Origin of the sequence: Pseudomonas sp. MM213 (assembly GCF_020423045.1) — a bacterium.
Lineage (GTDB): Bacteria > Pseudomonadota > Gammaproteobacteria > Pseudomonadales > Pseudomonadaceae > Aquipseudomonas > Aquipseudomonas migulae.
Genome location: NZ_CP081943.1, coordinates 4,225,090 through 4,237,484, shown reverse-complemented (window position 1 = coordinate 4,237,484; position 12,395 = coordinate 4,225,090). Strand labels below are relative to the sequence as shown.

Sequence of the window (12,395 nt, the reverse complement as noted above, 5' to 3'; positions counted from 1 at the left end):
ACTTAAGCGCTACGAACCAGGAGTCGGTCAATGAGCTATCAGCACCAGTATGTCGACGGTACACGCATCCACTTCCCATTGGGCAAAGTGGTTTGCATCGGCCGCAACTACGCCGAACACGCCAAGGAACTGGACAACCCGGTGCCAACGGAGCCCCTGCTGTTCATCAAGCCAGGCAGTTGCGTCGTGCCGCTGGAAGGCGGTTTCAGCATTCCGACCGAGCGCGGTTCAGTGCACTACGAGGCCGAAATCGCGGTGTTGATCGGCAAGCCATTGTCGACCAAGCCAAGCCGTGAAGAAGTCCTTGATGCTATTTCCGGTTTCGCTCCAGCGCTGGACCTGACCCTGCGTGACAAGCAGGCAGAGCTGAAGTCCAAAGGCCTGCCGTGGGAAATCGCCAAGTCCTTCGACGGTGCGGCAGTGATTGCCCCGTTCGTATCCGGCAGCATCTTTGCCGACCTGACCGACATCGGCATCCGCCTGACCATCAACGGCGAAGTGCGCCAGGACGGCAACAGCAGCGCGATGCTCAACCCGATCGTGCCAATGATCCAGCACATGGCCGGCTGCTTTTCGCTGCAGGCTGGCGACGTGATCCTGACTGGCACGCCGGTCGGTGTCGGCCCGCTGAATGTGGGTGACGAAATCGTTCTGGAACTGCCAGGCGCGAGCAGCTTCACCAGCAGCGTCCGCTAACACAAACCCCCTGTAGGAGCCGGCTTGCTGGCGATAGCGGTACAACATTCGATAGAGATGTTGAAGGTTACACCGCCATCGCCAGCAAGCCGGCTCCTACAGGGGATTGTGTTCCGATCTGAAGAAAGCGGCGCTCATGCAGGGCAATCCCGCCATTTCCCGTTTTTTTCACATCTTGTCTGGATAATTCCCGGGCTTCTGGCGTCTGAGCCGGTCCCAATTGTGCTATTACCCTTAGCCTGAATTTCTGGAACGCATCCCCTGATGGCCATCCAATCGCTGCCCACGCTTAAAACTGCCCGTCGCCCGCGCTTTTTCATGCGTTGGTATGCCTGGCTTTTGCTGGTCGCGGCCGCCGCGTATGGCCTTGCCTTTGCCATGCATTGGGATGACCGCGGGGTGCTCTGGGTGCTGGAGCGTTTCGAAAGCCCGGCTGAACGCCAGGAAAGTATCTGGCTCCCGGATTACCGGGCGGTGATCGATGCCAAGCTACTGCCGGGGATGGAAAAGGACGAAGCGTCCGACTTGGCCTACAACCCGCAAACCAAAACCCTGTTCTCGGTGATGGGTAAAAACCCGTTCCTGGTCGAACTGGACCTGCAGGGTGAAGTGCTGCGCAAAATGCCCTTGGTGGGCTGGAGCAACCCGGAAGGCGTGACGGTCATGGGCAACGGTCTGCTGGCCATTGTCGATGAGCGTGAGCATTTGCTGAGCATCGTCAAGGTCGACGCCGATACCCGCGAGCTGAACATCGCCAACTTCCCCAAGTACGACCTCGGTCCGTCGAAAGACCAGAACAAAGCGTTCGAAGCGGTCGTCTGGGATGCGCGCAATCAACACATGCTGCTGGGTGAGGAGCGTCCACCGGCGCTGTTCACCTGGAAAAGCGCCGACGGCCTGACACTCACCGGCGACAAGCAGAAGCTGGCCAGTGATGCGCTGGACATCCGCAACCTGTCGGCCTTGGCCATCGACCCGCGCACCGGCCATACGCTGGTGTTGTCCGCTGATTCCCACTTGCTGCTGGAGCTGGACGAGAAGGGCGAGCAGGTCAGTTTCATGACCTTGCTGGGTGGTTTCAATGGCCTGAAGAAGACCATTCCCCGCGCCGAAGGCGTGACCATGGACGAGGCGGGCACGCTGTACATGGTGAGCGAGCCGAACCTGTTCTACCGATTCGAAAAGCAGCACTGATTCGCGAGCTTGATTCGCGACCTTGATCTGCGATCTTGATCCGCGAATGTGTAGGAAACGCGACGCTCAGTTGTAGGGCCAACCCAACGGCCTTTAAGCTTCAATTCAGACTGCCGTGGTATTTCATCCGCCCGTCCTGATTCCGAGCTTGCCTGAATGCGCCGACTTGCCCGCCCCAAACCCCTGATCCTGATTCTCTCGGTGATCGCGCTGACCGTGCTGGTTGCGTTCGGCCAACACCTGCGTCTGTTTGAGCGGGCCTGGTTCAATCTGCATACGCTTTGGCAGGCAGAAAGCGCCCAGTCGATCGGACTGGATCACTATCAGGTTGTCATTGAGGGTCGGGTCATCGAAGGCCTGGACGACGATGTGTCAGCGCTGACCTTCGATCCGGTCCGCAAAAGCCTGTTCACCGTCACCAATAAAAACTCCGAGCTGATCGAGCTGTCGCTGGAAGGTCAGATCCTTCAGCGCATCGCGCTGGTCGGCTTCGGTGATCCGGAAGCGGTGGAATTCATCAGCGCCGACACTTACGTCATCACCGACGAGCGTCAGCAGCGGCTGATCAAGATTCATCTGGAGAAGGACACGACGTTCCTCGACGCGGCGGATGCCGAGCAGATAACCCTCGGCGTGCACATGAGCAGCAACAAGGGTTTTGAAGGCCTGGCCTACGATTCGGTGGGCAAGCGGCTGTTTGTCGCCAAGGAGCGCGACCCGATGCTGATCTACGAAGTGCAGGGCTTTCCGCATTACAACCCGGAAAAATCCTATGCGGTGCACGTGGTCAACAACCCCAAGCGCGATGCCGGGATGTTTGTGCGAGACCTGTCGAGCCTGCAATACGATGAGCGCAGCGGCCATCTACTGGCGCTGTCCGACGAGTCGCGACTGATTCTTGAACTGGATGTGGACGGGCGTCCGCTGAGCACCATGTCACTGAACAAGGGGCGTCAGGGGTTGCAGAAGACGGTGCCGCAAGCGGAAGGGATCGCCATGGATGACGACGGCACGATGTACCTGGTGAGCGAGCCGAACCTGTTCTACGTCTTCAAGAAACCGCCACAGCCCTAACATTGGAATGCGGACCTGTAGGAGCCGGCTTGCTGGCGATAGCGGTGCGACAGTCAATCTAAATGTTGAATGTCATACCGCAATCGCCAGCAAGCCGGCTCCTACACGGGTTTTGCGTCTGGCTTACTGGGCGCGCAGAGTTTTGACGCCTTCGCTGGTGCCCAGCAACAGCAGATCCGCAGGACGCGCCGCGAACAAACCGTTGGTCACCACGCCGACGATCGCATTGATCTGCGTCTCCAGCTCGACCGGGTTGGTGATCTGCATGTTGAACACATCCAGAATGATGTTGCCGTTGTCAGTCAACACGCCTTCACGGTAAACCGGGTCGCCGCCGAGCTTCACCAGTTCGCGGGCCACGTGGCTGCGGGCCATCGGGATCACTTCGACCGGCAGCGGGAACGCGCCGAGCACCGGCACCAGTTTGCTGCCATCGGCGATGCAGATGAAGGTCTTGGCCACGGCCGCAACGATCTTCTCGCGGGTCAGGGCTGCGCCGCCGCCCTTGATCAGGTTCAGGTGCTCGTCGCTTTCGTCGGCACCGTCGATGTAAAACTCCAGGTCGCTGACGGTATTGAGCTCATACACCGGAATACCGTGGCCCTTGAGGCGTGCGGCGGTGGCTTCGGAACTGGCGACTGCGCCGTCGAAGGCGCCTTTGTGTTTTGCCAGTGCGTCGATGAAGCAGTTGGCGGTGGAGCCGGTGCCGACCCCGACGATGCTCTTGTCGTCGAGTTTCGGGAGGATGAAGTCGACGGCGGCCTGGGCTACTGCCTGTTTGAGTTGATCCTGGGTCATGCGGGCTCCGAAGTGCCGAAGAGGGGGAACGAAAGCCCGGCATTATAGGCCCCGGGACGGGGAAGGTCATTGCCCGATTGGCAGACCGCCACCTATCTCTGTAGGAGCGAGGCTTGCCCGCGAAAGAGGCCATTACATCCAAAATAAATGTTGGCTGTAAAAACGCTTTCGCGGGCAAGCCTCGCTCCTACAGGATCATGATCCCTTCCGGGGAGGGTAAAACCACCTGTTTAGTGTGGTCGCACGCCCGAAAGCCGGGTTAGACTCCTTGGCCCTGCCCAACCCGCTCAGTGATGCTTTCCGATGCTCGAACAGTACGTCAAAAAGATCCTCACCTCGCGCGTTTATGACGTTGCCGTAGAAACCCCATTGCAGACTGCCCGCCAGCTCTCCGAGCGGCTGGGCAACAGTATTTTGCTCAAGCGTGAAGACTTGCAGCCGGTGTTCTCGTTCAAGATTCGCGGGGCCTACAACAAGCTCACGCAGTTGAGCGATGAAGAACGCGCGCGCGGCGTCGTGACGGCTTCGGCCGGTAATCACGCGCAGGGCCTGGCCCTGGCGGCGAAAGTGCTCGGCGTGAAAGCCACCATCGTCATGCCCAAGACCACCCCGGAAATCAAAGTCGAAGGCGTGCGTTCCCGTGGTGGCAAAGTGGTGCTGCACGGGGATTCGTTCCCGGAAGCCCTGGCTTACTCGCTGAAACTGGTCGACGAAAAAGGCTACGTCTACATTCACCCGTACGACGATCCCCACACCATTGCCGGGCAGGGCACGGTGGCCATGGAGATTCTGCGCCAGCACCCTGGGCGTCTGGATGCGATCTTCGTTCCGGTCGGCGGCGGCGGTCTGATCGCCGGTATCGCGGCGTACGTGAAATACCTGCGCCCGGAAATCAAGATCATCGGCGTCGAGCCGGACGACTCCAATTGCCTGCAAGCCGCCATGGCCGCCGGCGAGCGCGTGGTGCTGCCGACCGTGGGCCTCTTCGCCGACGGCGTCGCGGTCGCTCAGATTGGTCAGTACACGTTCGACATCTGCAAAGACTATGTCGATGAAGTGATCACGGTCAGCACCGACGAGATCTGCGCGGCGATCAAGGATATCTACGACGATACCCGCTCGATCACTGAACCTGCCGGCGCCCTGGGCGTGGCCGGGATCAAGAAATACGTCGAGCAGCACGCTGTCACCGGGCACACCTTTGTGGCCATCGATTCCGGCGCCAACGTCAACTTCGACCGCTTGCGCCATGTGGCTGAACGCGCCGAGCTGGGCGAGGGCCGCGAAGCCATCATCGCCGTGACCATCCCCGAGAAGCCGGGCAGCTTCAAGGCGTTCTGCGAAGCCATCGGCAAGCGCCAGATCACCGAATTCAACTACCGCTACAACACCGGCAGCGAAGCGCACATCTTCGTTGGCGTGCAGACGCACCCGGAAAACGATCCGCGCAGCGCGCTGCTTGCCAGTCTGACCGAGCAGGGTTTCCCGGTGCTGGACCTGACCGACAACGAACTGGCCAAGTTGCACATCCGGCACATGGTCGGTGGCCGCGCAGCCCAGGTGGTGGATGAAGTGGTGCTGCGCTTCGAATTTCCGGAGCGACCGGGCGCGCTGTTCAACTTCCTCAGCAAGCTCGGCGGTCGCTGGAACATCTCGATGTTCCACTACCGCAACCACGGCGCGGCGGACGGTCGTGTGGTCGCAGGGCTGCAAGTGCCTCACGAGGAGCGTCATCTGGTGCCGGCGGCGCTGGAAGAAATCGGCTACCCGTACTGGGACGAAAGCGACAACCCGGCCTATCAGCTGTTTCTTGGCTGAGCGGCTACGCTGATGGGCAGGTCATAAGGAAGTCGAACAATGGAAACGTTAACCGCCCTGAAAGTGGCGCACATGGTGGCGACGGTTGTGCTGCTGGTCTGTGCGCTGGGCCTGGGGATCTGGGTCTGGCGAACTCGGCGTAATGGCGACGCGACGGCGGGCAGCCGCACGTTGCAACGGCCTCGGGTGTTCATCTGGCTGTTGATGGGGCTGGCACTGCTGAGCATGCCGTTCACCGGCTGGTGGATGGTGCATCTGGTGGGCTGGCCGTTGGGGCAGACGTGGTTGCTGGCGTCGAGTGTGCTTTACACCGTTGCGGCGTTGGCGTGGTTCTGGTTGTTGGTGCGACTTAACAAGTTGCGCAAGGCGCCGGCGGGGAACGGCAAGTTTACCTTCGCCCTGGCGTTGTTCAGCTTCGTCTGCTTTATCGCCATTGCCGGGTTGATGGGTGCCAAGCCTGTTTAACGCTTGAAACCGAGTTGACCCCTTCGCGGGCGAGCCTCGCTCCTACGGGATTTGCGTCATTTTCATAATTGACGCATGACCTGTAGGAGCGAGGCTTGCCCGCGAAGGCGATTTCAGTCACGCAACGAAATCACCGGCCAGCCACGTTTCTCGGCCTCGGCACGCAAATTCGGGTCCGGATCAACCGCCACCGGATTCGCCACCTGTTCCAGCAACGGAAAATCATTCATCGAGTCGCTGTAGAAGTAACTGTCTTCCAGCGAATGCCCGCTTTCTTCCAGCCAACGATTAAGCCGCGTCACCTTGCCTTCGCGGAAGCACGGCACGTCGGTGCTGCGCCCGGTGTAGCGGCCATCGACCATCTCGCACTCGGTGGCGATCAGGGTTTCAACGCCCAAACGCTCGGCAATCGGACCTGTGACGAAGCGGTTGGTCGCCGTGATGATCACCAGTTTGTCGCCGGCATCGCGGTGCTTCTTCAGCAGCTCAAGTCCCTTGGGCAGCACGATCGGCTCGATGCAGTCGCGCATGTAATCGCTGTGCCACTGATCCAGCGTGGCCATTTCGGTGCGGCCGAGCACTTCCAGGCAAAAGTTCAGGTAGGCGGCGTTATCCAGCTTGCCGGCCAGGTAATCCTGATAGAACTCGTCGTTGCGTGTCTTGTAGGCGACGGCGTCGAGGAAGCCGCGTTCGCACAGGTAATCACCCCAGGCGTGGTCACTGTCGCCGCCCAAAAGGGTGTTGTCCAAGTCGAATAAAGCCAGGCGCATTGCAGTTACTCGCTGAAAAGTCTGTAGAAAGGCGCCCAGAATACGGACTTTTCACAAGAGTGCACATAAGGTTGGCCGGCTCGTTGCTGCCTTCACAACCTTTGTGGAACAATGCGGCGACATGCGTTTGCGAGGTTGTTGCCGTGATCGACCCCGATGGTTTCCGCCCCAATGTCGGGATCATTCTCACGAATGATGCCGGACAGGTGCTATGGGCTCGCCGTATCAATCAAGATGCCTGGCAGTTTCCACAGGGTGGTATCAACCCCCAGGAGACGCCGGAAGACGCCTTGTACCGCGAGTTGAACGAAGAAGTGGGTCTGGAGCGTGAAGATGTTGAAATTCTCGCCTGCACCCGGGGCTGGTTGCGCTATCGTTTGCCGCAACGTCTGGTCCGTACCCACAGCCAACCGCTGTGCATCGGCCAGAAACAGAAATGGTTTCTCCTGCGCCTGATCTCCAACGAGCAGCGGGTGCGGATGGATTTGACCGGTAAACCGGAATTCGATGGCTGGCGCTGGGTCAGTTATTGGTATCCGTTGGGCCAGGTGGTGACATTCAAGCGCGAGGTTTATCGACGCGCTCTCAAAGAGCTTGCCCCGCGCCTTTTAGCGCGCGACTGACGACGGAGTTCGACCCCGAGCCATGCTCAATACGCTGCGCAAGATCGTCCAGGAAGTTAACTCCGCCAAGGATCTCAAGGCGGCGTTGGGGATTATTGTGTTGCGCGTCAAAGAGGCCATGGGCAGCCAGGTCTGCTCGGTCTACCTGCTTGACCCCGAGACCAACCGCTTCGTGCTGATGGCGACCGAGGGCTTGAACAAGCGCTCGATCGGCAAAGTCAGCATGGCACCCAACGAAGGTCTGGTCGGCCTGGTCGGCACGCGTGAAGAACCCCTGAACCTCGAAAACGCCGCGGATCACCCGCGCTACCGCTACTTCGCCGAGACCGGTGAAGAGCGCTACGCCTCATTCCTCGGGGCGCCGATCATCCACCACCGCCGCGTTGTCGGCGTGTTGGTCATTCAGCAGAAAGAACGCCGCCAGTTCGATGAAGGTGAAGAAGCCTTCCTCGTGACCATGAGCGCGCAACTCGCCGGGGTTATCGCCCACGCCGAGGCCACCGGTTCGATCCGAGGCCTGGGCCGTCAGGGCAAAGGCATCCAGGAAGCCAAGTTCATCGGCGTGCCGGGCTCGCCGGGTGCTGCGGTCGGTACGGCGGTGGTCATGCTGCCACCAGCCGATCTGGACGTGGTGCCGGACAAGACCATCAGCGACATCGACGCCGAACTGGCGTTGTTCAAGACCGCCATCGAAGGCGTGCGCGCCGACATGCGTGCGTTGTCGGCCAAACTGGCCTCGCAGTTGCGCCCCGAAGAGCGCGCCTTGTTCGACGTCTACCTGATGATGCTCGCCGACGAAGCGCTGGGCAGCGAAGTGACCACGGTGATCAAGACCGGTCAGTGGGCCCAGGGCGCGCTGCGCCAGGTGGTCACTGAGCACGTCAACCGTTTCGAATTGATGGACGACGCCTATCTGCGTGAGCGCGCATCGGACGTCAAGGACCTTGGTCGCCGTCTGCTCGCCTACTTGCAGGAAGAGCGTCAGCAGAACCTGGTCTACCCGGAAAAAACCATTCTGGTCAGCGAAGAACTGACGCCGGCGATGCTCGGCGAGGTGCCGGAAGGCACGCTGGTCGGTCTGGTTTCGGTCCTCGGTTCAGGTAACTCCCACGTCGCGATCCTCGCCCGGGCGATGGGCATCCCGACGGTGATGGGCCTGGTCGACCTGCCTTATGCCAAGGTCGACGGCATCGAATTGATCGTCGACGGCAACCGCGGCGAGGTCTACACCAACCCCAGCGATGTGCTGCGCAAGCAGTTCGCCGAGGTGGTGGAAGAAGAGAAACAACTGGCGCTCGGTCTCGATTCCCTGCGCGACCTGCCGTGCGTGACCCTCGATGGTCACCGCATGCCACTGTGGGTCAACACCGGCCTGCTGGCGGACGTGGCGCGGGCGCAAAAACGCGGCGCCGAAGGTGTCGGTCTGTATCGCACCGAAGTGCCGTTCATGATCAACCAGCGCTTCCCGAGCGAAAAGGAACAACTGGCGATCTATCGCGAACAGCTCGCCGCGTTCCACCCGCAACCGGTGACCATGCGCAGCCTGGACATCGGCGGCGACAAGTCGCTGTCGTACTTCCCGATCAAGGAAGACAACCCGTTCCTCGGCTGGCGCGGCATTCGCGTCACCCTCGACCACCCGGAAATCTTCCTGGTGCAGACCCGCGCGATGCTCAAGGCCAGCGAAGGCTTGAACAACCTGCGGATTCTGCTGCCGATGATCTCCGGCACCCACGAGCTGGAAGAAGCCTTGCACCTGATTCACCGGGCGTGGGGCGAAGTCCGCGACGAAGGCACCGACGTGCCGATGCCGCCGATTGGCGTGATGATCGAGATTCCGGCGGCTGTTTATCAGACCAAGGAACTGGCGCGGCAAGTGGACTTCCTGTCGGTCGGTTCCAACGACCTGACCCAGTACCTGCTGGCCGTGGACCGCAACAACCCGCGAGTGGCCGACCTCTACGACTACCTGCACCCGGCGGTGCTTCAGGCGTTGCAGACCGTGGTGCGTGACGCCCATGCCGAAGGCAAGCCGGTGAGCATCTGCGGCGAGATGGCGGGTGACCCGGCGGCGGCGGTGCTGCTGATGGCGATGGGCTTTGACAGTTTGTCGATGAACGCCACCAACCTGCCGAAGGTGAAGTGGATGCTGCGTCAGATCAACCTGAGCAAGGCCAAGGAATTGCTCGCGGAGCTGATGACCATCGACAACCCGCAAGTTATCCACAGCTCGCTGCAACTGGCGCTGAAGAACCTTGGGTTGGCGAAGATGGTCAGCCCGGCTGCGGTCAAAGCCCTCTAAAACGTTGATAGCCTCATCGCCAGCAGGCTGGCTCCCACATTGGATTTGTGTTTGACGCAAATCCCCTGTGGGAGCCAGCCTGCTGGCGATGAGGCCGGATCAGACAATGCTAAATTCTGACCTCAACTTCCCCTAAATGCCCGCCATACGGCCCGAAACTCCGTTCGACCATCAGCCGCGTCCCATCCGCCTGCACAATCAACGCCGTACTCGCCCGCGTCCCATAACTCTGGCTGGCAATAAACACACTCGACAACAACGACTCGGTCGCCAGACCCACCCCGGTATCCGGCAGCTCTGCAAAAGGCGCTGTCTGCGAATCACTGAGCAACGCCAATAACGCCTCAGGCTGCGGATCCTCCAGAACAGCCTCCAGCGCCGCTCGCGCCTTGAGCAACTTCGGCCACGGCGTATCCAGACCAGCATTCGATAACCCGTACACCCCGGCCGGCAGCAGCACCGCTTCAGACTCCCGGGCATTGAAGTGCCACAGTTCATTGGCATTGCCGATCAGCAGGTTAAAACCGGCATATTCGATCGAACGTCCAACAACGTCGTCCAAATAATCATCTATCGGCATGTCGCCGCTGAGAAATCGCGCAACCAGTTCACCTCGGGATTTTCGAGCGGCCGGTTGATGGGGATCGCGAATATTGGTCAGCGCCGCAAAGCGCCCGTTGGCGCCGACACCGAGCCAGGTGCCGCCGGCTTCCAGGTCGCGACCGGCGTAGACGTGCGGTGTTTCGGGCCATTGCGCCAGGGGCAGGCTGGGTCGGGCATAAAATTCGTCACGGTTGGCGGCGACGATCAGCGGCTGGGCGTGACCCGGGCGCCAGGCAAAGACAATCAGGCACATAAGGTGGTCCTTGTGTGTTTTTGCCCACTCTACGCAGTCATTGTGCGGGTATCCATCGCCATCCAGTGGAGCCGAAGGCCATGCATCCGTTACCATGCCGCTCTTCTTTGGGGGTCATACATGGAATTTCTGCTCTATCTGGCGCTCGGCGCCTGTGCAGGCGTGCTGGCCGGCCTGTTTGGCGTCGGCGGCGGAATTATCATCGTGCCGGTGCTGGTGTTCAGTTTCACCTTGCAGGGTTTCGACGCCTCGATCCTGACGCATCTGGCGGTCGGCACATCCCTGGCTACGATCATCTTTACCTCGGTCAATGCTGTGCGCGAGCATCATCGCCGCGGCGCCGTGCGTTGGCCGATTTTTGCCTGGATGACCGTCGGCATCCTGCTCGGCGCCGGGTTCGGCGCGCTGACAGCCGAAGCGATCTCCGGGCCAAACCTGCAGAAAATCATCGGCGTATTTGCCCTGGTCATCGCCGTACAGTTGATGCTGGACGTCAAGCCCAAGGCCAGCCGAACGGTGCCGGGTAAAGTCGGTCTGACCGTGGCCGGCAGTGTGATTGGCTGGGCGTCGGCGATTTTCGGGATTGGCGGCGGTTCGCTGACCGTGCCGTTCCTGACCTGGCGCAGCGTGCCGATGCAGCAAGCGGTGGCCACGTCCTCGGCGTGCGGTCTGCCCATCGCGCTGGCCAGTGCATTAAGTTTCATGATTCTGGGCTGGCACGATCCGTTGCTGCCGGCTCATAGTCTCGGTTTTATTTATTTGCCGGCGCTGCTGGGGATCGCCCTGACCAGCATGGTCTTCGCCCGCCTCGGTGCGCGACTGGCCCACAGCCTGTCGCCGAAGTTGCTGAAAAGACTGTTCGCCGCTTTGCTGTTCTGCGTGGGTTTGAATTTTCTGATCTGACGCACCGCACAATCCTGGCTTAATCCTGAGGTGGCAGCGTCGCCCGGGAATTTTGAAGCTTTCAACTCTAACGAGGAGTCGCAATGCTGCCTTACCCGCAGATCGACCCGGTGGCCCTGGCCATCGGTCCGCTGAAAATCCACTGGTACGGCTTGATGTACCTGATCGGCATCGGCGGTGCGTGGCTGCTGGCGTCGCGCCGGCTCAACCGTTTCGACCCGACCTGGACCAAGGAGAAGCTCTCCGACATGGTCTTCTGGATGTCGATGGGCGTTATCGTCGGCGGTCGCCTGGGCTACGTGCTGTTCTACGATCTGCACGCTTACCTGGCCAACCCGACGCTGATTTTCGAAGTGTGGAAGGGCGGCATGTCGTTCCACGGCGGCTTCATCGGCGTGATGCTGGCGGCGTTGTGGTTCGGTAAAAAGAACAACAAGTCGTTCTTCCAGCTGATGGACTTCGTCGCACCGATGGTGCCGATCGGCCTGGGCGCCGGGCGTATCGGCAACTTCATCAACGCCGAATTGTGGGGCAAGGCGACCGACGTGCCGTGGGCGATGATCTTCCCGCCGTTCAGCGATCCGGCGCAGTTGCCGCGTCACCCGTCGCAGCTGTATCAGTTCGCGCTGGAAGGCGTCGCGCTGTTCCTGATCCTGTGGCTGTTCTCGCGCAAGCCACGGCCGACCATGGCGGTGTCCGGGATGTTCGCGCTGTTCTATGGCATCTTCCGTTTCATCGTCGAATTCGTCCGCGTGCCGGACGCGCAACTGGGCTATCTGGCCTGGAACTGGCTGACCATGGGCCAGGTGCTCTGCGTGCCGATGATCGTCGGCGGGCTGTTCCTGATCTGGCTGGCGTATCACCGCGCCCCGGCGACTCCAGCGGCAGCCGTATAA

The 12,395-nt window shown here is 60.6% G+C and carries 12 protein-coding genes; 9 read left to right on the top strand and 3 right to left on the bottom strand.

Annotation, left to right across the window (positions count from 1 at the left end; all coding sequences use genetic code 11):
- Positions 1-30 precede the first annotated feature (30 nt).
- From K5R88_RS19325 to K5R88_RS19315, 3 genes are all read left to right on the top strand, one after another.
- Positions 31-696: a fumarylacetoacetate hydrolase family protein gene (locus tag K5R88_RS19325; RefSeq protein ID WP_226298211.1), complete on the top strand. Its 666-nt coding sequence runs from the start codon at positions 31-33 to the stop codon at positions 694-696.
- A gap of 264 nt (positions 697-960) precedes the next feature.
- A complete protein-coding gene (locus K5R88_RS19320; RefSeq protein ID WP_226298210.1) occupies positions 961-1,890 on the top strand; it encodes an SdiA-regulated domain-containing protein in 930 nt (309 codons plus the stop codon).
- A 156-nt stretch (positions 1,891-2,046) separates the two neighbouring features.
- Entirely contained in the window at positions 2,047-2,964 is a 918-nt protein-coding gene (locus K5R88_RS19315) for an SdiA-regulated domain-containing protein (protein WP_207284896.1), read from the top strand.
- A gap of 123 nt (positions 2,965-3,087) precedes the next feature.
- Here K5R88_RS19315 and rpiA read toward each other — a convergent pair whose 3' ends face one another.
- The gene (rpiA, locus tag K5R88_RS19310; protein ID WP_226298209.1) at positions 3,088-3,762 is read right to left on the bottom strand and encodes a ribose-5-phosphate isomerase RpiA; all 675 of its coding nucleotides are present in this window, start codon (positions 3,760-3,762) and stop codon (positions 3,088-3,090) included.
- 303 nt (positions 3,763-4,065) lie between these two features.
- Between rpiA and ilvA the strand changes: the two genes are divergently transcribed.
- Positions 4,066-5,580: a threonine ammonia-lyase, biosynthetic gene (gene ilvA, locus K5R88_RS19305; protein WP_008026079.1), complete on the top strand. Its 1,515-nt coding sequence runs from the start codon at positions 4,066-4,068 to the stop codon at positions 5,578-5,580.
- 39 nt (positions 5,581-5,619) lie between these two features.
- The gene (locus K5R88_RS19300) at positions 5,620-6,045 is read left to right on the top strand and encodes a DUF2269 domain-containing protein (protein WP_008026082.1); all 426 of its coding nucleotides are present in this window, start codon (positions 5,620-5,622) and stop codon (positions 6,043-6,045) included.
- A gap of 113 nt (positions 6,046-6,158) precedes the next feature.
- Here K5R88_RS19300 and K5R88_RS19295 read toward each other — a convergent pair whose 3' ends face one another.
- Positions 6,159-6,815, bottom strand: a complete 657-nt coding sequence (locus K5R88_RS19295) for an HAD family hydrolase (protein WP_008026084.1) — start codon at positions 6,813-6,815, stop codon at positions 6,159-6,161.
- Positions 6,816-6,958: 143 nt separating this feature from the next.
- Between K5R88_RS19295 and K5R88_RS19290 the strand changes: the two genes are divergently transcribed.
- Positions 6,959-7,438 carry an RNA pyrophosphohydrolase gene (locus tag K5R88_RS19290; protein ID WP_007897732.1) on the top strand — a complete coding sequence of 160 codons (480 nt, stop codon included), beginning with the start codon at positions 6,959-6,961 and terminating at the stop codon, positions 7,436-7,438.
- Positions 7,439-7,460: 22 nt separating this feature from the next.
- On the top strand, positions 7,461-9,740 hold the full coding sequence (gene ptsP / locus K5R88_RS19285) for a phosphoenolpyruvate--protein phosphotransferase (protein ID WP_008026086.1): 2,280 nt from the start codon (positions 7,461-7,463) through the stop codon (positions 9,738-9,740).
- A 109-nt stretch (positions 9,741-9,849) separates the two neighbouring features.
- On the opposite strand, the gene K5R88_RS19280 is transcribed toward ptsP, so the two are convergent.
- The gene (locus K5R88_RS19280) at positions 9,850-10,596 is read right to left on the bottom strand and encodes an NRDE family protein (protein WP_226298208.1); all 747 of its coding nucleotides are present in this window, start codon (positions 10,594-10,596) and stop codon (positions 9,850-9,852) included.
- Between the two features lie 120 nt (positions 10,597-10,716).
- Between K5R88_RS19280 and K5R88_RS19275 the strand changes: the two genes are divergently transcribed.
- Positions 10,717-11,499, top strand: coding sequence for a sulfite exporter TauE/SafE family protein (locus K5R88_RS19275; protein WP_008026089.1), 783 nt, complete (start codon positions 10,717-10,719; stop codon positions 11,497-11,499).
- An 83-nt stretch (positions 11,500-11,582) separates the two neighbouring features.
- Complete coding sequence (gene lgt, locus K5R88_RS19270) at positions 11,583-12,395, top strand: prolipoprotein diacylglyceryl transferase (protein ID WP_008026090.1); 813 nt, start codon at positions 11,583-11,585, stop codon at positions 12,393-12,395.